The 20,095-nt window shown below is 38.7% G+C and carries 14 protein-coding genes; 4 read left to right on the top strand and 10 right to left on the bottom strand.

What is annotated here, in order from left to right; genetic code table 11:
* Nucleotides 1–6: 6 nt before the first annotated feature.
* From PP2015_RS17410 to PP2015_RS17400, 3 genes are read right to left on the bottom strand one after another with little or no spacing between them, the layout of a single operon-like run.
* Complete coding sequence (locus PP2015_RS17410; RefSeq protein ID WP_058031705.1) at nucleotides 7–696, bottom strand: response regulator; 690 nt, start codon at nucleotides 694–696, stop codon at nucleotides 7–9.
* On the bottom strand, nucleotides 696–1,106 hold the full coding sequence (locus PP2015_RS22160; RefSeq protein ID WP_058031704.1) for a DUF3019 domain-containing protein: 411 nt from the start codon (nucleotides 1,104–1,106) through the stop codon (nucleotides 696–698). Before PP2015_RS22160 ends, PP2015_RS17410 begins: the two co-directional genes overlap by 1 nt.
* Nucleotides 1,096–2,031 carry a MipA/OmpV family protein gene (locus PP2015_RS17400; RefSeq protein WP_058031703.1) on the bottom strand — a complete coding sequence of 312 codons (936 nt, stop codon included), beginning with the start codon at nucleotides 2,029–2,031 and terminating at the stop codon, nucleotides 1,096–1,098. The genes PP2015_RS22160 and PP2015_RS17400 overlap by 11 nt, the downstream gene beginning before the upstream one ends.
* Before the next feature lie 174 nt (nucleotides 2,032–2,205).
* On the opposite strand from PP2015_RS17400, the gene PP2015_RS17395 reads away from it, so the two are divergent.
* Complete coding sequence (locus PP2015_RS17395) at nucleotides 2,206–4,251, top strand: beta-propeller domain-containing protein (protein ID WP_058031702.1); 2,046 nt, start codon at nucleotides 2,206–2,208, stop codon at nucleotides 4,249–4,251.
* A gap of 456 nt (nucleotides 4,252–4,707) precedes the next feature.
* Here PP2015_RS17395 and PP2015_RS17390 read toward each other — a convergent pair whose 3' ends face one another.
* Nucleotides 4,708–6,885, bottom strand: coding sequence for a malate synthase G (locus tag PP2015_RS17390; RefSeq protein WP_058031701.1), 2,178 nt, complete (start codon nucleotides 6,883–6,885; stop codon nucleotides 4,708–4,710).
* A 249-nt stretch (nucleotides 6,886–7,134) separates the two neighbouring features.
* Between PP2015_RS17390 and PP2015_RS17385 the strand changes: the two genes are divergently transcribed.
* From PP2015_RS17385 to PP2015_RS17375, 3 genes are all read left to right on the top strand, one after another.
* Complete coding sequence (locus PP2015_RS17385) at nucleotides 7,135–8,739, top strand: isocitrate lyase (protein ID WP_058031700.1); 1,605 nt, start codon at nucleotides 7,135–7,137, stop codon at nucleotides 8,737–8,739.
* A gap of 161 nt (nucleotides 8,740–8,900) precedes the next feature.
* On the top strand, nucleotides 8,901–10,937 hold the full coding sequence (locus PP2015_RS17380; protein WP_058031699.1) for an ATP-binding protein: 2,037 nt from the start codon (nucleotides 8,901–8,903) through the stop codon (nucleotides 10,935–10,937).
* Nucleotides 10,938–11,046: 109 nt separating this feature from the next.
* Complete coding sequence (locus PP2015_RS17375) at nucleotides 11,047–11,538, top strand: hypothetical protein (protein ID WP_058031698.1); 492 nt, start codon at nucleotides 11,047–11,049, stop codon at nucleotides 11,536–11,538.
* Nucleotides 11,539–11,590: 52 nt separating this feature from the next.
* Here PP2015_RS17375 and PP2015_RS17370 read toward each other — a convergent pair whose 3' ends face one another.
* From PP2015_RS17370 to PP2015_RS17345, 6 genes are all read right to left on the bottom strand, one after another.
* The gene (locus tag PP2015_RS17370) at nucleotides 11,591–13,054 is read right to left on the bottom strand and encodes a DNA recombination protein RmuC (RefSeq protein ID WP_058031697.1); all 1,464 of its coding nucleotides are present in this window, start codon (nucleotides 13,052–13,054) and stop codon (nucleotides 11,591–11,593) included.
* A 65-nt stretch (nucleotides 13,055–13,119) separates the two neighbouring features.
* Nucleotides 13,120–13,803: a response regulator gene (locus PP2015_RS17365; protein WP_058031696.1), complete on the bottom strand. Its 684-nt coding sequence runs from the start codon at nucleotides 13,801–13,803 to the stop codon at nucleotides 13,120–13,122.
* A gap of 14 nt (nucleotides 13,804–13,817) precedes the next feature.
* On the bottom strand, nucleotides 13,818–14,018 hold the full coding sequence (locus PP2015_RS17360) for a hypothetical protein (protein WP_058031695.1): 201 nt from the start codon (nucleotides 14,016–14,018) through the stop codon (nucleotides 13,818–13,820).
* Nucleotides 14,019–14,286: 268 nt separating this feature from the next.
* Complete coding sequence (locus tag PP2015_RS17355; RefSeq protein ID WP_058031694.1) at nucleotides 14,287–17,391, bottom strand: DEAD/DEAH box helicase; 3,105 nt, start codon at nucleotides 17,389–17,391, stop codon at nucleotides 14,287–14,289.
* Nucleotides 17,392–17,546: 155 nt separating this feature from the next.
* Nucleotides 17,547–18,509, bottom strand: a complete 963-nt coding sequence (locus tag PP2015_RS17350; protein WP_058031693.1) for a hypothetical protein — start codon at nucleotides 18,507–18,509, stop codon at nucleotides 17,547–17,549.
* Nucleotides 18,510–18,519: 10 nt separating this feature from the next.
* The gene (locus PP2015_RS17345; RefSeq protein WP_058031692.1) at nucleotides 18,520–19,758 is read right to left on the bottom strand and encodes an AAA family ATPase; all 1,239 of its coding nucleotides are present in this window, start codon (nucleotides 19,756–19,758) and stop codon (nucleotides 18,520–18,522) included.
* Nucleotides 19,759–20,095 lie beyond the last annotated feature (337 nt).

The raw sequence follows: 20,095 nt of genomic DNA, 5'->3' as shown, positions 1-20,095 counted from the left end.
GTTGCTTTAATCCCAAGCAGATTTTGAGCATAAATAGCCTTTGCCCCACACTGTGATGAGCCTAAAAGGTTGCTCTAAATTATCTCCTAGTTTCTTACGTAAACGTGAAATACGCACATCCACACTACGATCCAGTCCATCATATTCTCTACCAACAACATGTTTGTAGATAAATTCTCTGCTTTGAGTTTCACCTGCATTACTTGCTAGCGCCCATAACAAATCAAATTCATAACTCGTTAATTCAATCTCTTTACTGTCTAAATACACTCGTCGGTCGGCTTTATCTATGTTTAACTTTCCTAAAGTTAATGAATCTAGATTCTGAGGCTTATTTTGACAACGACGTAGTAGGGCATTCAAACGCGCTAATAAAACAAATGGTTCAACAGGTTTGATGACATAATCGTCGGCACCAATCTCCAACCCTTTTACTTGATCAAAATCGCTATCCTTGGCACTTAAAAACAATACCGGTCCTAAATACTCATTTTTGATCGCGCGGCAGATACTAAACCCATCCTGATTGGGTAGCATAATATCCAAAATCACTATATCAGGTTGCACCACAATGATTTTCTCAACGGCGTCAGCACCATCATTGATCACTTCGACCTCAAACCCATTACCTTTCAAAAATTGCGCTGTCAAAGTTGCTAAGCGCTCATCATCTTCAACTAAAATGACTTTTGACATTAAAATAAACTCCAATCAGACTTTAACTTTCTGCGGTACTTTCGACTACTCAATGCATGCACTTTAATAGTTTGTTCAACCAATGTGCGCTGCTTTGAGTCACGCAGACTGAATACCATAGTTTTATCGAGTGTCACATCAATCAATTCCGAGACTTGATTTTGCTTTGCCCAACATTTCAGCTGCAGTTTATCTTGAAATAAACATATATTTTGTGAAACTGGTGATTGCCAAATCACATTTGCTCTCATTTGACATTCTTCACCTAAACTTTTTACAACACAGGTAATAGGTTTTATAACGAGGGAGAAAGCATGCTGTTTAATCTGCGCAGGAGAAGTCTGCGCATTTGAATAAGATATATATAAACAGCTGACAACTATAAAGAAAAATGGGCGCCTAAAACTCATAAAGCCCCCCGATAAATAAATAATCTTGATGATTGTCATGCACCAAAGGACTATCAACAATTGCACTCGATAAGAAAGTCCGCTTGGCACTGAGTTTAAATTGCCACTGTTTGTTTATCCGATAATTAAATACCGCGCCCACAAAAGGCGAAATACCTTGCTTTCCCTGATAGTAATAAGCTTGCTCGACATTATCTTTACTATTTAATCCATAATAATAATTAACGAGTTCAGCACTTTGCCAGTCAAACCCAGCTGATAGTTGTAATTTCGCAGGCCAGTCAAAAACAGGCACCTGATATTTATAGCTGGCTTTAATATGCTGACCTTTATAAACGCCACTAACATCATGCGCCCATTGAGCGGTTATTTTGTGCTGTTTACCTATATACCAATGAGCAAGTAAACCACCATCTATAGCCCAATCTCGTTTGGCAATATCATCTAAAGTTGGAAGACGTTTTGGTTCAACAGGTTTATCTGTATCTGGGAAAAGATCTTCAGATCCATTCGAATCAGGTGAAGTTGGCACTTCAGAGCTGCCACCATCACTAAGTGCTCCATCGACACCAATAATATTTCCAGCATGTAGACGATTAAAGTATTTTTGCTCACCATTGAGCTCTAGAATAACACTAACATCAAAATGTTTAGCTTCTTGAAATGTATAACCAAGCGTAGTGTTTTCAAGAAAAAACCGTTCATTGTAGTAACTGATATAAGGCACCACAATGAGAGGGATATTTTCGCCACCTTGCAAAGGGTTTGTGAGTACCCCCCCTCCAGCAGCAAGCGAAACCCGCCATTGGCCAACTTCAATACATTCCTCATTGGCTTGTGAGCAATTTGCTGGTTCAGCAGATAAACCTAATTGTGACGTCGTTAACGCTGCCAACGATAATAAATATTTTAAAGAAGCTTTCAAAATCAAACCCTTCTATTTCCCTAATGATAATTTACCATCCCTGACTTTTTTTTCTACGCTCAGTAACATTAAATAACAATTCGTTTGGCTAAAATAACAGATATTCTAGGTGAGCTGATTAAGATTAAAAAACAAACAACGACTTTTAACTTAATTATTTTCAAGGAGCCCAAAGTGAAGCGTTCTCTTTTATTTAGTTCACTGACGTTAGGTATTTTAATCGGCTGTGGGGGAAGTAAAAATACTGATACGCCACCGGTGGATGAACAAAAAATCCCGAAATTAAATGATATAAAAGTGTCAGCAGCCCCACTCATTAAAGCATCTGAATTTCAATTTTCTCAAAACCTTAAAAACGGATTATTCAAGCGTTATCAAACTCGTCTTTCACATTATGACGTACCTGAAAACGATGCAACCGCTTCGCCTTCAACATCAAAAGACTTTTCTCAAACAAATCAGCAAGAACAAAATGTTGATGAAGCTGATAGGGTTAAGTATGACGGTGAATTTTTATTTATTGCAGCAAATTCGTTCGATGATATTTACCATGATTCAAATGAAGGTGAAAACTATATTCGTATCATGCAACGCAATGCAAAAGGTGAAATGAACCAGATCCACACTTTACCTTATTCAGAAGCCAATGGCTCAGAGCAAAATCTTTATCTTCATAATAATACGCTCGCTATTTTAAATTATTCACCTAGTTATTTTTCATTTCCTATAGCAAATGACATAGCAGCAACTGTAGAACCTTATTTCTACTATGGTGATAATGAATTTGAGCTAAGTTTGATTGATGTCAGTCAGCCTAGCCAAGCAGCTATCAAGCATCAATTTAAAATTGAAGGAGGGTTAATCGACAGCAGAGTCATTGATGGCTCTCTTTATATAGTAAGTAACTACCACCCAAACTTTACAGGGTTTGATACGAGCGATAATGATGAAGCAACCGTGCTGGCAAACTACCAAAACCTAAAAAAAGTGCAGCTTGCGGAGTTGACACCTAACATTACGAATACAACTAATCAAAATAGTGAAGAGTTGGTCACGCCTGATAACTGCTATATCTCATCGGACGCATCAACTAAAGATGGGTTCGACAGCATTATTACCATTACAAAAATTAGTTTAAATAACCCTGACCAAAGAGAGAGTCTTTGTGTAAATACAAATATCTACGGGATCTATGCCTCTGAGAGTGCTCTTTATACTCATGGCACAGTTTATCAGGGAGAAGAAGTAAAAACGGTTATTCATAAATTTGATCTTACTGACGATACACTAAATTATGTAGCGACAGGTGCTGTTGAAGGGCACTTAGGTGGGGGACAAGAAAACTTAAGGTTGAGTGAATTCAATGATGATTTACGCGTTGTAACGACAACAAATTTACCTTTTGATCTGAATGCTGGCTTCATGCCATTTAAACATCAACTATTTGTTTTACAGCAGCAAGAAAACTCATTGGCGCCAATAGCAAAACTGCCTAATGATGCTCAACCAACACCGATAGGAAAAACTAATGAACAAGGCTTAGTAGATGAAAATATCTATGCAGTCCGATTTTCTGAAGATAGAGCGTTTATCGTCACATTTAGGCAAATAGATCCTCTTTATGTTGTAGATTTAACCGATAAAACCAATCCAAAAATTGCAGGCGCACTAGAAATTCCTGGCTATTCAGCTTATCTGCACCCCGTGGGAGAAAACTTACTATTAGGCATCGGTCAAAATATTCAAGATTGGCGTGATCCTAGTGCGCAAGAGGTCGAAAATGGCGCTAAAGTCACACTCTTTGATATCTCAGATATTACAAAGCCAAAAGTCGTCAATGAAAAAGTCTTTGCAAATGCGTACACACCAGCGGAGTGGAACTATAAATCACTTAGCTTTTTAGCGACTGAATCAGGAGTCTTACGATTCACCATGCCCGTAGAGACATGGCAAAGTCAATCTGAAAACAGTACTTCATACCTATGGCATAGAGTAAGCGAGCTTGCTTCATTTGAAATAGACACAACTGAAACACCTGCACTTAATTACCTTGGTAGCAGTAAAGTTGATTACTCTAGTATTGGCACAGAAACCACGCCATATGTGTGGGGGGGATTAGACAGAGCTGTAATTCATCGCGATGACTTATATTACATTCATGGTAATTACATTTGGCACAGCATATGGCAAACACCGAGTGACAATAAAGGTCCACTCTAACAATAAAAGTTTACGCATAATGCCCTAACAGGGTATTACCAAAGCTGGCTACTGCCAGCTTTTTTATTCTGAGATACTCGATTGTTTTATGGACTAAAACTGTCGCCAACTTAGTCAAATATGTCTTATTTATTTGTAAAGGGGCTTTACATATTCAAAGGGGATATTGAGATATAAAAAAGGCGGAGGGAAACTGAGAAAACCCTCCGCCTCAAGCGTACTCTTTAACTGAATCGATACCTATCAACTAATACGGGCGACTAGTAATAAGCTAACCTTTTCAAGGGAAAAGAAAGTACATCACTTAAAACAGTTGTTACAATATAACAAAACAATAAGTGTTACAACATAACATTTTAAGTTTTTTTAATTAAATGTATTTTTTTGGGTAACAAACAAAAAATGCCAACTTTACGTTGGCATCAGTCTAGGAAAGAAATTGGTTAAGTGAGCGCTTTAGTTATTTGCAGCTTTGTATTTAAGGCGATAACTATGTAAAAGCGGCTCTGTGTAGCCATTAGGCTGTTGCTCACCTTCGAAAACCAAGGCTAATGCCGCTTGATACGCTAGATTGTTCGTTAGGCTATCATTACTTAATGCCATGGGCGTGTAGTATGTGTCGTGCTGATTTTGCGTATCGACCACTTCTGCCATTTTGGCAAACGTTGCCTGTACTTGCTCAGGTGTACAAATGCCATGTTTCAACCAATTAGCGATATGCTGGCTTGAAATACGTAAAGTCGCTCGGTCTTCCATTAATCCTATATGATTGATATCTGGTACTTTGGAGCAACCAACGCCTTGATCTATCCAGCGTACAACATAGCCCAGAATGCCCTGTGCATTATTCTCAAGTTCAGATTGAATATCTTCTTTGCTCAGCTCTACATCAAGCAACAAAGGTGGCGTTAATAAGTCATCAAGTGACGCTTGTTGACGCGCTTTCAATTCGGCCTGAATAGCAAAAACATCTACTTGATGGTAATGCATCGCATGCAGAGTTGCAGCTGTTGGAGAAGGCACCCAAGCAGTATTGGCACCCGATTTAGGATGAGCCAACTTTTGTTCCATCATCATTGCCATTTTATCTGGCATCGGCCACATGCCTTTACCGATCTGCGCCTTGCCACTGAAACCGCACTTTAGACCAATATCGACATTCTGATCTTCATAAGCCGCTATCCAAGGTTGTGCCTTGATCTGAGCTTTAGGCAATACTGGACCCGCGACCATTGAGGTGTGGATTTCATCACCGGTTCTGTCTAAGAACCCGGTATTAATAAATACCACTCGTGATTTAGCTTGGTTAATACAGGCCATTAAATTCACAGAAGTGCGGCGCTCTTCGTCCATAATGCCCATTTTTAGAGTATTTTCTGGCAAACAGAGTAAACTTTCAACACGAGAGAAAAGGGTATTGGTAAAAACGACTTCTTCTGGACCATGCATTTTTGGTTTAACGATATTAACGCTCGCCGCCGTTGAGTTTTTAAATGGGCTATTACCTTGCAGATCATGCATAGCGCAAAGCGACGTGATCACCGCATCCATGATCCCTTCAAATATCTCCTCGCCATTTTGATCTAAGATCGCAGGGTTCGTCATTAAATGCCCGACATTGCGCACAAACATCATGCTGCGACCTTTCAAGCTCAAACGCTCACCACTCTTACTGGTATATTCACGATCGGTTGCTAAGCTTCGCGTCAGTTCTTGACCATCTTTAACAAAAGTATCGGTCAGAGTCCCGTTCATTAAGCCCAACCAATTACGATAAACGCCAACTTTATCTTCAGCGTCAACAGCGGCCACAGAGTCTTCACAGTCCATAATTGTCGTTAATGCGGCTTCGAGTAATACGTCTTTGATCCCCGCTTTATCAGCTTGTCCGATAGGATTATGCGGGTCAATTTGAATTTCAATGTGTAAATCATGGTGCTTGAACAATAAAGCAGATGGATTCTGTGCTTGCCCTTGATAACCCACAAACTGTGCAGGTGTCGAAAGCGAGACTTGCGAGCTGTCATTCAAAGTGACAACAAGTTGTTCGTCTAGCACTGAGTAATTAGTACTCTCAATGTGAGAGCCTGATTGCAGGGGCAGGGCAATATCTAAAAACTGCCTCGCGTAAGCCATTACTTTAAAGCCACGTACCGGGTTATATGCTTTTTGTTTTTCAGCTCCGTCTTTTTCTGGCAATAAATCAGTGCCGTACAACGCATCATAGAGCGAGCCCCACCTTGCATTCGCCGCATTTAATGCAAAACGTGCATTGCTTACAGGCACAACCAGCTGTGGGGCTGCTGTGAGCGCAATCTCAGGTTCAACGTGTTCGGTGGTAATCGTTGCTTCTTCAGGCTCAGGCACTAGATAACCAATTTCAGTCAAAAATGATTTATAAACCTGAGCATCCCATTGTCTTTGCTGCTTGTGAAAAGCATCAATCTGTAACTGCAGCGTATCGCGCTTTGAAAGTAATGATTTATTGATTGGTGTTAGTTCATTGACCAGATCAGCAAAACCTTGCCAAAAAGCCTCTGCCTGCAAACCGGTGCCCGGCAAAGCCTGTTGATTAACGAAGTCATAAAGTTGCTGATCTATGGTTAAGCCAGCTTGTTGAACAGTTGCACTCATGAATATCTTCCTAAGCATAAAATTTGAACGGGTTTAGACAAACCATATCTTAAAAACAGCGAAAACCTAACCCCCAAATCATTCATAAAAAAAATACTCAAGATAACAACTATAAATTTAAAAAATTATAAAAATCGGCCTAGTGTTGAATTAAGCGCCAAACAGAGCAAATAACCAACAGCTTTATGGTGTCACTCTCATAAACATGAATAAAAAGTTTTACAGCAACCCGTTCGAAGGATTTTTATTATGACTAGCTATCAATCAAAGCTCGACCACTTCAGCACACTTTGCCAAACACAGGGCAATACATGGCAATCAATCAGCCCAGAGTTTGCAAGCCGAATGAATTTGCAAAACCGTTTTAAAACAGGCTTAGATATCGCAAAGTACACCGCAAAAGTAATGCGTGAAGATATGGCAGCCTACGACGCAGATAGCAGTCAATACACGCAGTCACTCGGTTGTTGGCATGGCTTCACTGCACAGCAAATGATGATGGCAGTTAAGCGCCACCAAAAAACCACCAAGCGCTCTTACGTTTACCTAAGTGGCTGGATGGTAGCAGCACTTCGCTCTGAGTTTGGGCCACTACCAGACCAAAGTATGCATGAGAAAACCTCAGTACCTGCGCTTATCGAAGAAATTTATACTTTCTTAAAGCAAGCTGATGCGCGTGAACTCGATCACCTTTACAAAGAGCTAGATGAAGCAAAAGCAAATGGCGGTGATGTTGAAGCTTTACTAAGCAAAATCGACAACTTTGAAACACATGTAGTACCAATTATTGCAGATATTGATGCAGGTTTTGGTAACGAAGAAGCAACATACTTACTTGCTAAGAAAATGATTGAAGCAGGCGCATGTGCCATTCAAATTGAAAACCAGGTATCTGATGCGAAACAATGTGGTCACCAAGCAGGTAAAGTAACAGTGCCACACGAAGACTTCTTAGCAAAAATCAACGCTGTTCGTTATGCATTCCTTGAACTAGGTGTTGAAGACGGTGTGATTGTAGCGCGTACGGACTCACTCGGTGCAAGCCTGACACAGAAAGTGCCAGTTTCTAAAACACCAGGTGATTTAGCGAGTCAATACACCGCATTCTTAGACACGACACCAGTGTCAAGCGGTGCAGACCTTGAAGAAGGTGAAATGGCGATGAAATTAAATGGCGAGCTGTGTAAGCCAGTACGCCTAGACAATGGTTTATACCAGTTCAAAGAAGGCACAGAAAAAGACCGTGTAGTACTAGACTGTGTCACTAGCCTACAGTCTGGTGCTGATTTACTATGGATTGAAACTGAAAAGCCAAACGTAAAACAAATCGCCGAGCTTGTTAATCGCGTTCGTGAGCAAGTACCAAATGCCAAGCTTGTATACAACAACTCTCCATCATTTAACTGGACACTTAAGTTCCGTGAACAAGTATACGCAGAGTGGCAAGCACAAGGTAAAGACCTATCAGCTTATCCTGATCCGTCTCAAGATATTAAGGCATTGATGGCACCTGAACTAGATAGCTCAGAACTTGCTGCAGAAGCAGATGTATTAGTACAGAACTTCCAAAAAGACGGTGCGCGTGAAGCGGGTATTTTCCACCACTTAATCACGCTACCAACTTACCATACAGCAGCACTAAGCACGGATATTCTCGCTGAAGGCTACTTCGGTGACCTAGGCATGCTAGCTTACGTACGTGATGTTCAACGCCAAGAAATCCGTCGTGAACAAGCGTCAGTGAAACACCAAGACCTAGCAGGTTCAAACATCGGAGATACACACAAAGAGTATTTTTCTGGTGAGAATGCGCTTAAAGCAGGTGGTGAAGCTAACACTATGAATCAGTTCTAACTTTAGAGTCATATAGTTCCTTATCAGCAAAGGGCCCAATTGGGCCCTTTTTTCATTTAGAGCAACTCTACTAACAAACATGTAAAGGGCCTTTACACTCCACATTTGAATCACAATTATTGCTTAGTATTTAATAAAAAATTCTACACATAAAAAATAACATGAAACGTTTTACCTTGTTGTTAGCGGCTTGGGCCTTTAGTTTAAGTGCTGCTCCGTTAACATCAGATACTATTTCTGAAGCTGTAAAGCTCACCAAGGAAGGTAAACTAAATGTCGCACTAAAAACACTCGAACGAGAAAAACAGTTAATTTTTCAACCTCAGGTTAATTTACAAAGAGCCAAAATTGCCCGTGAGCAAGCACAATATAACCTAGCCATAGAACTACTTTCACCGTTACTTACTCTGCCAGAGCAAACTCTAGAATTTAGATATGACGTGAATAAAGAGCTAGGGGTTAATTTCCGAAGAAACATGAACACTGATAAGGCGGAATATTACTACTTAGCAGCAAAGCAAATCGCGCTCTCGTTAGATAATGATGATCTTATAGCACAATCTATCATAAACCTTGGCGTTTTATATGAGGCCCAAGGTGCATTCGATAAGGCTATGGACCTTCAGATAAACGCACAAAAAATGTTAGAAAACTCAGATAATTATGAGCTCAAAGCGGCTAATTACTATAACCTGTTTGGGTTATCCAACGTACTACGCCAAGCGACACAAGCTCGTTTTTTTCTGGAACAAGCGCTTGTTTACGATAAAAAAACAGGCCACAAACGCAATACAGCAGCAACAGCCCTAACGCTGGCACAACTATCAGCTAAGGAAGATGATTATCAAAATGCCATTCCTCAACTCAAAGAAGCTATCTCACTATTAGAGCAGCTTAATGCCAATGAAAGCTTATCTAGTGCGCATGGCACCTTATTCAGTATTTATTTAAAGCAAAATAAACTGAATAAAAGTTTGTGGCATGCAAAAAAAGAAAAAGCTTATGCCGAAATGACTCAGTCGACAGTACGCAAATTTTGGTCTTATATTCATTTAGCTCAAGCCTATATTAAGCATAAACAGCCTGATACAGCCCTAGATTATCTTGCGCAAGCAAAACCGTTTGAAGCGCAATTTAAGTCAGCTTTTTTTACTCATCAATATAATTTGTATTCAAGCAAAGCCTATGCACAAAAAGAGAACTATGAAGAAGCCTACTCATACTTACTTAATGCAACCGCCAACTTCAAAACCTTCGCTAAAAATATCGAAGAACGCGATGCCGTAACAATTAAAAAACGCTTAGACAATTTATTAAAATCATTAAAACTCGCACAAGAAGAAAAGAAACATGCTCTGACAACCATTGAACTTGAAAATGAAACTCTACAAAAACGGATTTGGCTATTAGCCAGTTTACTCATCTCAGTTGTGAGTGGGTTTATTATTTACGCGTACTATATAAAACAAAAAAATACTCATTATAAGGCTCAAATGTATCAGCATAACCTTGAACAAAAAGAGCAAATGCTGGCTGATATCTCTCATGAACTTCGTACTCCACTTAGTGTACTAAAATTGCACATTGAAGCCCTCGAACATAATCTCATTGACGATAAGTTTTTGGCCTACGGTAAAATTAATGACAAAATCGCGCAGTTAAATAACCTTATTTCTGATGTCTACCAGTTGTCTCAGTTGCAAAACCAAGCAATGTATATCAATTTTCAAGAAATCAATTTACAGCAGCTTACACAAAAGTTTATGTCCGATATTAAAGTGTTAACTGAACAGTACCAGCTCAGATTTATAAGTGACATAGATGTTGCTGCAAACACTGTATTGAATACCGATCAATCTAAGCTTGAGCAAGTGATACTCAACTTAGCTAAAAATGCGTGTCTTTACACCGATGCACCGGGTCATGTAAGACTAAAAGTGAGGGCGAATAAAAACCAAGTTTTTATTCAGCTAGATGACTCTAGCCCTGGCGTGAGCGATGAGGATCTACCGAGGCTCTTTGATAGACTTTATAGAGTTGATAAATCACGCTCAAGAGCGTTGGGTGGCTCTGGTTTAGGGTTATCAATTTGCCAAAGCACAATTACCGCTTTAGCAGGAAATATAACATTGAAGCATGGCAAATCAGGCGGTTTATGCGTGCAGGTTACTTTGCCACTTTACAAAACTCTAAAATAGGCACAACTTACTGTAGGCTTTAAAAAGCCTACAGATTTGATCCACATTCACTCCATTTTTCTTCCACATTAGCTTGTTTAAATAACGCCATTAACACGGGAGAAAGAATATGTCTCAACCAACTTTAAAGCATGGCGACTGGGCAAAAATCATAGAAGCTCGCCAAAAACAAAATAGCAGTCCAAAAGCACAAAATTCATCACTTAAATTTACTTTCATCGGGCTTGTTTTTTTAGCTATTTTTGCTGTTTTCTACTGGACGAGTTTACCTGCGACGCAGGCACAAACACCATTGTCTGACGAGTCACAAACTCGAATTGCACGTTATTTCTCAAAGCAATTTATGATGGGAACCTGGCAACTAGATGAAGTAAAATTCAGTGAGTATGGTGTGATCACACATGTTCGAGTGCCGAAAAAGCTTAATATGGACGGTGAAGTATTAAGTAACTACATACAACATTCTTTATGCCCGCCCGCAAGTAGCCTGGTTTGGCAAGATATTAAAGCACATCAGCTTACAATGAATTTATTTGTGTCACTGCAACGTAAAGGCCAAAAGGCTAAATGTGACAACCCTAATTCAATACCTAACAGTTAACCCAACACACTGAGAGAAACAAAGGAGCCAATTGGCTCCTTTTCTATTATGGCTAATCGAGTTCTAATCGCGCTTTTTCCTGCAATTGTTCCGGTAATTCTTTAGTTACTGACACGCCAAGTTCTTTAAACTCTGAAGCTTGTTTGATTAAATTTCCTTTACCTGAATAAAGCTGAGAAAATGCTTTTTCGTAGCTTTCTTTGGCTTTATCTAGCTGAGTACCGACACCTTCCATACTATTGAGAAAGCCATTGAGCTTGTTATAAAAACGTTCAGCGCGCGAAGCCAATTCGCGACTATGCTTTGATTGTTCTTCAAAACGCCAAAGCTGCTTTACAATATTGAGACTCGTAAGCAGTGTCGTTGGTGTCGCAACTAATACATTATGCTCTAAAGCATGCTGATAAATGGCTGGATTATGTTTTACTGCGGCCACAAATGCCGACTCTATGGGAATAAACATGATCACCACTTCTGGCGAATTAATCCCCGGTAATTTTTCATAACGTTTATCACCCAACTCTTTAATACGATCAGCCACAGCTTGATAATGTTGAGCCAATGCAGTTTGTGCTTCAGCGTCATTCTCAGAGTTCACATAGCGTGTGTAAGCATTCAATGAAGTTTTCGCATCGATAATCAAATGCCTTTGCTGAGGTAAGTAAACTAATACATCAGGCCTGAACTTGCCAACTTCCGTGGTAAAAGATGCTTCTCTTTTGTAATCATCACCTGCTCTTAAACCAGCACTATCGAGGACATTTTCAAGCATTAATTCTCCCCAGTTACCCTGAGTTTTCTTTTGTCCTTGTAATGCCGTCGTTAGTTTATCAGCTTGCTCTGTGATTGATTTATTATTAGCTTGCAAGTGCAAAAGCTCTGTTTTTAATGCCGCACGCTGCTTTAGTTCTTCACTGTGAATCGCTTCCATCTTGTCTCGAAACCCTTTTAATTCACCTTGAACAGGTTGCAATAACTGACCAATTTTTTCTTGGCTTTGTTGTCCGAAACGTTGTGATTTTTCTTCAAAGATCTGATTTGCTAGATTTTCAAACTCTTGCTTTAATTGAGTCTTCGTTTGCTCTAAATGATTAAGCTGAGCTTCTAACGCCGCTTGTTTTTGTTCTGATGATGCATTTAATTCAGCCAGTTCAACCGAGAGTAAACTTTTCTCTTCCTGAAGAGTTTGTACATTTTGCTCTCCCTGTTGCCACAGTTTATGAAATTGCTGAGCTTGCAGTTGTTTCTCACTTAGGCGAGCTTGAGTCTGTTGAACTTGACCATGTAGCTGCAACTTATCATTTTGTAACTGCTGAGATAATGCTTGCTCTGCTTGATAAGCCATTTGCAATTGTGATTGCTGAGCAGCTTGCTGTTCAAGTTGTAATTGAAGTTGGTCAATTAACAATTGTTTCTTGACAAGGCGTTGCCAGAAAAAAGGCAAAGGAGCAACAACTCCTAAAGTGGCAATTACGCCGTGAACCCAACTTAACTGCGAGAGAAATGATTCAATCATATCAGCCTCTTAATACTATTATTAAGCTGATAATACCTTAGTCATTGATAAGGTTCACTAATGCTTTAAGTTGCAGCGTCTATTTGCTGTTCATCAAACCGATAACCAGCTCCATATACAGAACCAACTAGCTTTGACGACACTCCAATTTGCTTAATTTTTTTGCGTATGTTTTTGATATGGCTATCAATAACACGATCAGAGATGTCAAAATTATCCGGTTGAATAAAATCAAGGATTTGCTGACGAGAAAAAACACGACTTGGGGCTTTATAAAGCAGAGAAAATATATCGAATTCAACTTTCGTTAACGGTAATGTCTGCCCTTTAAGTTTTATCAGCAGTTGTTCTTCATCAACTAGTATTTTTTCTTCTTTAGCCTCCAAAGGAGCGCAACGGCGAAGAATTGCTCTAACCCTCATAACAAGTTCCGCAGCACTAAATGGTTTGCAAACGTAATCGTCAGCGCCAAATTCAAGCCCCTTTAACCTATCAGCTTCAGCAACTTTTGCAGTCATCATTAGGATGGGCACCATTGAAAATTGCCTTATCTGCTTCATACATTCAACCCCATCTTGGTTGGGGATCATAATGTCCATCAAAATGGCATCAGGCTTATGTTGAGCAACCCAATCGACAACGTCTGCACCATCAGCAATGTGGGTGACCTCGAATTGAGCGGCTTTAAAAAATAACATTACTTGCTCGGCAATGTCATATTCATCTTCAACAATCAGAATGTGTGGCATAGTTTCTTATTTTATTACTGAGTCTTTAGACATTTTAGTTGTTTAAGTTGCGCTTTAACACTTTGCTTTAGTTCATAAGATAAAGTTTCATCGAATAAAAGCATAGTTAAAATACTTGAAAGATCTTCACTGCTGGCAACTTCTGAAAGCAAATCCTGATCACAAGGTGAAAGTGGTTCTATAAAACTTAATTCAGATTGTTGATGGCAAAGCATAATCGACTCCAAACCGTCTAAAGAATGTAATACAACAATCCGTAATAATACTTAATTAAGAGGATTGGTATAACTTAGTAAGCGATAGGATAATTAAAGCAACACAATATGGATCAAATATGGAATGGGAAAAAGAATAAAAAAATGGCCAACAATCTGTTGGCCATTAAAAACAAGTAAGTTAAGGGGGGAAATAAAACAGTAATTATGCATCACTGTACTTATAGACTGCCCTAAATCGAGTTAGTTCAAAATTATTTCAAATTTTCTAATTCTGTAATAATGCAAGCATTTGTTCTTCATTAAAGCTGTTGAAAGTCATATGCTTATCATTGAATAAAGCATCAACCAAAGCCTGCTTTTGCTGCTGCATAGTAAACACTTTTTGCTCTATAGAATCAGCCATAATGAGTTTATATACAAAAACAGGCTTATCTTGACCAATCCGATAAGCTCTATCTGTAGCCTGATTTTCTACAGCTGGATTCCACCAAGGATCAAAATGTATCACTGTGTCAGCTTGCGTAAGATTCAACCCTGTGCCGCCAGCTTTTAAACTGATTAAAAACACATTACTCTCACCTTCAGTAAACGAGGCAATAACTTTATCTCTGTGACGTGTTTGGCCCGTAAGCATGCTGAAAGTAATACCAAGTGAATTACAATGCTCAGCGATTAAATCAAGCACAGATGTAAATTGACTAAATATGATTACTTTACGGCCCTGTGAAAGGATTTCAGGTAAATGCTCACCTAACCAGGTAAGCTTAGCACCTACCTCTGCGGTTTCTTTGTCGACTAGTTTGGGATGACAACATATTTGACGAAGTTTTAGCAGCGCATCCAAAAATGCCAACTTACTGCGTTCAACACCTTGCTCTTTAAAGAGCTCAAGAAGCTTATTTTCAAGTTGCTTTTGTATATCTGAATATAGCTGAGATTGCACAGGAGAAAACTGCAACTCTTTTACTAATTCAGTTTTACTAGGTAATTCTGTAGCCACTTGTTGCTTAGTTCGACGCAAAATAAACGGTGAAATAAGATCTTTAAGCTCAGAAACTCGATTTTGATCTTGCTCTTTTTCAATCGGTTGCTGGAAATAACTTTTAAATTGCTGCTTAGTACCCAATATTTCTGGCATTACAAAGTCGAGCAGAGATTTGAGCTCAAGTAGGTTATTCTCAACCGGAGTTCCACTGAGACAAAGTTTAAACTGAGCAGATAACAGCTTTACGCACTTAGAAACTTGCGCCGCTTCATTTTTTATATATTGTGCCTCATCAAGCACAATTGAATCAAAGTCTAGCCCTTTATAATGCTCAAGATCGCGTTTCAATAAGGGGTAAGTTGTTAAAATGAAACGTGATTCGTGCAGGTGACTTAATACTTTTTCTCGTTGACTACCATGAACAGTCGTAAGGTGTAAATTTGGCGCAAAACGCGCAAACTCATTTTGCCAATTACCGACTAAACTAGTTGGGCATACAATTAAACTTGGCTTCGTTACTAACGTATTGTGCTGATTAATGAAATAAGCAATAACTTGCAGTGTTTTCCCCAGTCCCATATCGTCAGCAAGTATGCCGCCTAACTGATGACGATGTAAAAATTTAAGCCAATTAACACCTAATTCTTGGTAGTCTCTCAGCGAGAATAAATCACTGTTATGATTACTCGGTCTTATTTGAGTTTGTTCAGGGTTATTAAGCTCATTTAGATAGTCGAGCAGTTTGCTATCTTTACATTCTATGGCTATTTCTTCGATAGCAAAAAGCTGTTTAATAACAGACAGTGGAAATTTAAACTGTGCGCTGGAAGCGTAATAACTAAATCGCTTTTTTAAAGACATCAGTTTGTCATAGCAACGCTTTTCTAAAGCGTAAGTTTGTTTGGCGATTTCGACATAACAAAACTTATTAGCAAGTGTATTAACCTCAAGTGCGGTATGTTTATCCCAATCGAGTAAAACTGGATTTGAATCGAGTAAAACCTTACCAGTAATATGATGATGTTTATCTCTTTTAAGCAGTAGCGACACTTTTGCTGAAATAATTGGACTTGTTTTAGAAATTTCATCTACCAACCAACCTTTGCTTTGTAAATGGCCTCTTAACTCATGATTAAACCAATGGATAAATGCGCTGTCTTGTTGAGGCAAGACGAAGAGCCCATCTTCCAATCGTAAGCCTAAACCTAGTAAATATTGTTCAGAACGTTTTAACACCTTGCTGATTTCAGTATTTTTTGCATCTGACTTGAACGAAGAAGCGAGCTTAAAGCCAAAATGAGTATCAGACTCAATTAGCTGAAGTTTTACAGGCACGGTCGAAGATTCAACTTGAGATTGTGCACCATTGGGCATAGTGACAATATTATCGGCAAACACTTCCTGAAAACGCCTAACAACGTGAATAAGTTGGTCATTTGGTACTGGTGGCATAGTGTTAATATGCGCTAACTCATGAGCACTGAGCGCACTATTAATTCGCCCAATGGTATTTGTATCAGAATCAAGATACAAAGGCGGATCAGTTTTAATTAGATGCCAATTCTCAACGCCATCAATCGACGCTACTAACTGAGATTTTTCTTTTTTCTGAAGCCAACCTAATGCAAGGTTAGCCTGATGTCCAAGCTGTAAAGGAGTTCTACTATTTTGCAAGAAAAGTCTTTTTGTCTGCAAAAGTTGGTTAATTGCTTCAAAGCCCCACTTTCCTGCGAGCTCATAATGCCCTGGTGAATTTTGAGAACGAACCCAACTAAACAACCTAAAATCTGACTCAAGAAGGCCAGGAGGGGCCACAGGGCTATTTAATTGAGGTTCTGTTAATAATCGGCCTAATGGATATTGACCATCTGGACGGTAGGGTGACATCTTAGGATAAAGTAATAACTCCTGACCGATGGGTTCAAGTGTAAAAAGCAAAACATTATCGGTATCAATAGACTCACCATGCTGTAAATTTGCTAATTCATTAAACCAATCATTAACTAAAAACGCTTCACCAAAGCCACCTGAATGCTCAACTTTTAATTTAAGTAAAACCGCAGCAATATGCCTACATTTAGCATTATTAGAGCAGGTGCATTGGGCATCCAAACTGGGATTATTGTTTACTTTGGTTATTTTTATATGCTGAGAAAAGGTATTGCCAAAATTACCAATAACTTGGCTATCTATTGTCGAAAAGTCTTCGCTGTGTTCTAAAAAACTAATTTGTGAATTTTGGAGATACTCTTTGGCTTTAGCTAGCAGGCTGCTATTAAAGTATTGTTTTAAAAAGCGCTCAGAAAGGGGAAATTGAGTCGCCTGTTCTTGTTTTATTTCCTCAAAAAGAGCAAATAACTGTTCTTTAGATAACTGCGTTGACATTTAATTCGTGTAGAAATCAAATCATCCGCCCAGTATATGGAAATATACCAGTCGAATAAACCCAAATACCGTTATAAGGTAAAAAACTTAACTGGTAAGACATGTTAAGTCACAAATTCTAGTATTAAAAAATAGTAAAGGGCCGAAGCCCTTTTTTAATTATAAGTAGCGAGAAGCTTCTGTAATTGCTCTAGACGTTTATCAGTAATAACCTGGTTATTAATTTTGATAGTTATGTCACCGCTCTTATTACTTCTTTGTAATTCAATAAATTCATTACTAAATAAAGACTCATTTCTGCGAATGGGTTGCTCAAAATTAACTAGATACTGAGTAATTTTAATTGCACGTTTTTCATCACTCATATCATCGGCCATAAAAGCCTGATTATGTAAATCTTCTAACAACAAGAAAAACATGTCCTGATCTTTCTTGATCGCATCAATTAATTTTTTTGCAGCTTCACGGCCTAAGTGGTTAGGCGTAGGGTAATGTTGTAAAACTTGCATAGGAATTTGCTCATATGCCTTTAGAGAGTCTGCAATAGCGGTGTGAGATACCCCTTCAAGCTCAGCAATCTCTCTGTAAGAACCTTTTTTACCTTGAGCAATAAGATCCTTTTTTGTTTCAGCATAAGCCTGTCCAAGTTCCCATAGACTAGGTGCAATATATTGATCAGAAGATACGGCTAAAAGTTTTGCATCTTCATCAGTGAAGTCAGGAGAGGAGAGCACAACATAATCAGCGCCAGCAAGAAGACATGCTTTACGACGTCTTGAGCCTGATAAAACCCATTGAGTGTCGTTTCTTAACCAACAAAGCGCTGGGTGTAAGTTTCGCTTATCATTTTTGATTGCAGGAAGGATGTCAGCAACTGATTTATCAGAGAGTAAACTTTGTTCGCGACGATTCTGACCAAAGACTCGAGTTTGAGCTTCTATATCACTATGCTTGATCACCAAACAAGTCAGCGTGATCATTCTATTAGGATCACTAGGTGCAGGCATAGTTAATACTTCACCAACTGAAGCTTGTTCTAGTAACTCATCTAAACTACTGGTACTTACAGGCGAAGCAAATGGGTCTAAGCGGGTGTCATTTTTACGTTTTTTAGCCATGTAAAACCTATTAACTTTGTTGTTCTAGAGAAGATTGTGTGGATACCCAATTTGAGCGGATCAACATTTCAAGTTCATCGACAACATCTTTGATATTCTCTTGAGACTTGATCAGTGATTCACGACTAGCAAGACTGTCAGAAGTCTTTTGATCAAAGATCGTGTTAAAAGAAGAGGAACTCGCTGTGATCGCAGAGCTGTGATTAATTGGGTAGCTCATAACCTGGCGGCCAAAGGCACTACGAACATCCTTAACAATATCACGTTGTGAATGATTACCTTTAACGTAGTTAGTAACTAGGAATTGCATAAAATCCCAGCCCTCATGACCTAAAGCAGCGACGGTATGATAGATCTCGCCTAACCGCTTTAGATATTTATTATTTGCGTCAAAATCAACCGCCTCAGGATGAACAGGGATCAGCATGGCGGTAGAAGCCATTAACGCGTTGTAAAACATAAAATTAAGGGAAGGTGCAGTGTCAATTAAGATAATATCGAATTGAGATTCGACAGGTTTAATCACCTTTTCAAGCAACTTATGATAATGACGTGTTTGTTGATAACTTGAAGATTCTTTTAATTCTGTTGCTGTTTCATGCTCAAAATAGAAATCATCCATACCAGAAGGTAATAAACGAATATTTGGGATGTGAGTTGATTGAAATGCATCGCTCACAACATCTTCCCAATTTTCATTCTCCTCTAATTCAATGCAGTCACGCATTAAATCACCAACAGTTATGGGCTCAGGATCTTGTGAAGGAAAAAAACTAGACGATGAACCTTGAGGGTCCAGATCAATGATCCCAATACGATAACGTTTTATATTTGTAGTTGCTAAAGCGGCAGCAATGTTAACCAAAGAGGTTGTTTTTCCACATCCGCCTTTGAGAGAGTTGATAACTATAACTTGCAATTTATCGTCTATTTTTCTTTGATCATCTGGAATCCCCATGATGTCAGCCATCGCGAAAATATTCGATAAGGTGTAAGCATAGTGACCATTAGCGCCTTTTTGGATATTTAAGGAATCAAAGTCACCCTGATCATGCCTTCGTTTTAGAGTTCTATTATTACAACCTAGTAAATCAGCTGCTGCTTTTTGAGTGTAAGTACGAAGTTCTTTTTCATCGCTTTTTAAATGAGCACGATAATGTTGAATTCGACCCTCTAAAGATTGTTCTGCAACCTCAGCTGTCGCTTTTAAAAGTTTATAAGTGGAAAGTGCACGAGTATTAATTGACATACATAATATCCTTAACGTTATGCTAAAGATTATAATGTCCACATCTTTAATAGTAAACAATAAAAAAAGAAGACATTGAAAATTTACATTACTATTAAAGTTTAAATAAAGAGATTAAGTATGGTTAAATATAAGGTAATAAAGGCTAAGGCAGTCAAAATGAAGACTAACATTCTGTTTTATAATAAGAATTATAAAATTTATGGATCATAAAAATACGAAGTAAAGATCTGATCTTTATCAACTTGAAGATCGTGATTTTACTAAGACTAGAAGTAATTTATAGTTTAATCACAGTTTTTGCACAGTTTTACTCACAAAAAATAGCCATGGATCA

Source organism: Pseudoalteromonas phenolica, assembly GCF_001444405.1.
Classification (GTDB): Bacteria; Pseudomonadota; Gammaproteobacteria; order Enterobacterales; family Alteromonadaceae; genus Pseudoalteromonas; species Pseudoalteromonas phenolica.
This window is presented reverse-complemented; position numbering and strand designations above follow the sequence as displayed.

What these genes read in the sequence shown, in the direction of transcription:
- PP2015_RS17410 (WP_058031705.1), bottom strand. Translation starts at nt 696, where the DNA reads ATGTCAAAAGTCATTTTAGTTGAAGATGATGAGCGCTTAGCAACTTTG.
- PP2015_RS22160 (WP_058031704.1), bottom strand. Translation starts at nt 1,106, where the DNA reads ATGAGTTTTAGGCGCCCATTTTTCTTTATAGTTGTCAGCTGTTTATAT.
- PP2015_RS17390 (WP_058031701.1), bottom strand. Translation starts at nt 6,885, where the DNA reads ATGAGTGCAACTGTTCAACAAGCTGGCTTAACCATAGATCAGCAACTT.
- PP2015_RS17385 (WP_058031700.1), top strand. Translation starts at nt 7,135, where the DNA reads ATGACTAGCTATCAATCAAAGCTCGACCACTTCAGCACACTTTGCCAA.
- PP2015_RS17380 (WP_058031699.1), top strand. Translation starts at nt 8,901, where the DNA reads ATGAAACGTTTTACCTTGTTGTTAGCGGCTTGGGCCTTTAGTTTAAGT.
- PP2015_RS17375 (WP_058031698.1), top strand. Translation starts at nt 11,047, where the DNA reads ATGTCTCAACCAACTTTAAAGCATGGCGACTGGGCAAAAATCATAGAA.
- PP2015_RS17370 (WP_058031697.1), bottom strand. Translation starts at nt 13,054, where the DNA reads ATGATTGAATCATTTCTCTCGCAGTTAAGTTGGGTTCACGGCGTAATT.
- PP2015_RS17365 (WP_058031696.1), bottom strand. Translation starts at nt 13,803, where the DNA reads ATGCCACACATTCTGATTGTTGAAGATGAATATGACATTGCCGAGCAA.
- PP2015_RS17360 (WP_058031695.1), bottom strand. Translation starts at nt 14,018, where the DNA reads ATGCTTTGCCATCAACAATCTGAATTAAGTTTTATAGAACCACTTTCA.
- PP2015_RS17355 (WP_058031694.1), bottom strand. Translation starts at nt 17,391, where the DNA reads ATGTCAACGCAGTTATCTAAAGAACAGTTATTTGCTCTTTTTGAGGAA.
- PP2015_RS17350 (WP_058031693.1), bottom strand. Translation starts at nt 18,509, where the DNA reads ATGGCTAAAAAACGTAAAAATGACACCCGCTTAGACCCATTTGCTTCG.
- PP2015_RS17345 (WP_058031692.1), bottom strand. Translation starts at nt 19,758, where the DNA reads ATGTCAATTAATACTCGTGCACTTTCCACTTATAAACTTTTAAAAGCG.